Source organism: Selenomonas sp. oral taxon 892 str. F0426 (assembly GCF_000468035.1).
Taxonomy (GTDB): Bacteria; Bacillota; Negativicutes; order Selenomonadales; family Selenomonadaceae; genus Centipeda.
In genome coordinates this window covers 1-1,268 of sequence record NZ_KI260543.1, presented here as the reverse complement: position 1 = coordinate 1,268, position 1,268 = coordinate 1, and the positions used below count along the sequence as shown (strand labels likewise).

The 1,268-nt window shown below is 52.1% G+C and carries 10 tRNA genes and 1 rRNA gene; all 11 read right to left on the bottom strand.

What is annotated here, in order from left to right:
• Nucleotides 1-61: 61 nt before the first annotated feature.
• Nucleotides 62-148: transfer RNA gene (locus tag HMPREF1992_RS08595), tRNA-Leu, on the bottom strand.
• An 11-nt stretch (nt 149-159) separates the two neighbouring features.
• Nucleotides 160-233, bottom strand: a tRNA-Gly gene (locus tag HMPREF1992_RS08590).
• 1 nt (nt 234) lies between these two features.
• Nucleotides 235-310, bottom strand: a tRNA-Thr gene (locus HMPREF1992_RS08585).
• Nucleotides 311-349: 39 nt separating this feature from the next.
• Nucleotides 350-425, bottom strand: a tRNA-Phe gene (locus HMPREF1992_RS08580).
• Between the two features lie 17 nt (nt 426-442).
• Nucleotides 443-519, bottom strand: a tRNA-Asp gene (locus HMPREF1992_RS08575).
• Nucleotides 520-539: 20 nt separating this feature from the next.
• Nucleotides 540-615: transfer RNA gene (locus HMPREF1992_RS08570), tRNA-Val, on the bottom strand.
• A 6-nt stretch (nt 616-621) separates the two neighbouring features.
• Nucleotides 622-697, bottom strand: a tRNA-Lys gene (locus HMPREF1992_RS08565).
• A gap of 19 nt (nt 698-716) precedes the next feature.
• Nucleotides 717-792 (bottom strand) — tRNA-Lys (locus HMPREF1992_RS08560).
• A 40-nt stretch (nt 793-832) separates the two neighbouring features.
• Nucleotides 833-909 (bottom strand) — tRNA-Gln (locus HMPREF1992_RS08555).
• Nucleotides 910-953: 44 nt separating this feature from the next.
• Nucleotides 954-1,029 (bottom strand) — tRNA-Asn (locus tag HMPREF1992_RS08550).
• A 4-nt stretch (nt 1,030-1,033) separates the two neighbouring features.
• Nucleotides 1,034-1,150 (bottom strand): 5S ribosomal RNA (gene rrf, locus HMPREF1992_RS08545).
• Nucleotides 1,151-1,268: the final 118 nt, after the last annotated feature.

Below are 1,268 nucleotides of genomic sequence, written 5' to 3'. Positions count from 1 at the left end.
CCCCTCAAAGTAGCGCGTCTGCCAATTCCGCCACGACCGCGTGACAATAGAGTATGATATTTGGTGCCGAGGACCGGAATCGAACCGGTACGATCTTGCGATCGGGGGATTTTAAGTCCCCTGCGTCTGCCTGTTCCGCCACCCCGGCGAAATGCAAAATGGAGCGGGTGATGGGAATCGAACCCACGTGACCAGCTTGGAAGGCTGGGGCTCTACCATTGAGCTACACCCGCGTGGAGCTGGCGAGAGGACTTGAACCCCCAACCTGCTGATTACAAGTCAGCTGCTCTACCGATTGAGCTACGCCAGCGACATGCACAAGCGGCGTATGCCGCAGACGCTGTAAAAGTGGTGCCTCAGAGCGGAATCGAACCACTGACACGGGGATTTTCAGTCCCCTGCTCTACCAACTGAGCTACCGAGGCATAATAGAAATAAAAAATGGCGACCCGGATGGGACTTGAACCCACGACCTCCGCCGTGACAGGGCGGCATTCTAACCAACTAAACTACCGGGCCGTATATACTGTAAGTACCTATGGTGGGCGATGACAGGATCGAACTGCCGACATCTTGCTTGTAAGGCAAGCGCTCTCCCAGCTGAGCTAATCGCCCATATAATGGTGACCCACCACGGAATCGAACCGTGAACCTACTGATTAAGAGTCAGTTGCTCTGCCAGTTGAGCTAGTGAGTCATGATAAGTGAGAAAATAGTGGTGGCTCACCCGGGACTCGAACCCGGGACCCTCTGATTAAAAGTCAGATGCTCTACCAACTGAGCTAGTGAACCTTTATCAGCGCCACGTAATCCGCTAAAAAAGGGGATAAATTGGCTGGGGTAGTTGGATTCGAACCAACGGATGCGGGAGTCAAAGTCCCGTGCCTTAACCGACTTGGCGATACCCCAACTATCCATGAAAACCACAGCAGAGCTGTGGCCAAAATTCAAAATGGCTCCTCGAACTGGACTCGAACCAGTGACATTCTGATTAACAGTCAGACGCTCTACCGACTGAGCTATCGAGGAGTAATTGCGGCAACTACCTACTCTCCCACGTCGTCTCCAACGAAGTACCCTCGGCCTTTGAACGCTTAACTACTGTGTTCGGAATGGGAACAGGTGGAACCGTTCAGGCATCATCACCGCATCTTCTTGAGTGTTGTCCACTCAAAACTTCACAGAAGAAACTCTTAGCAAATTGTTCTTGTTAGGCTTATCTACCTTAGAATGTAGTCAAGCCCTCGACCGATTAGTGCTGGTCAGCT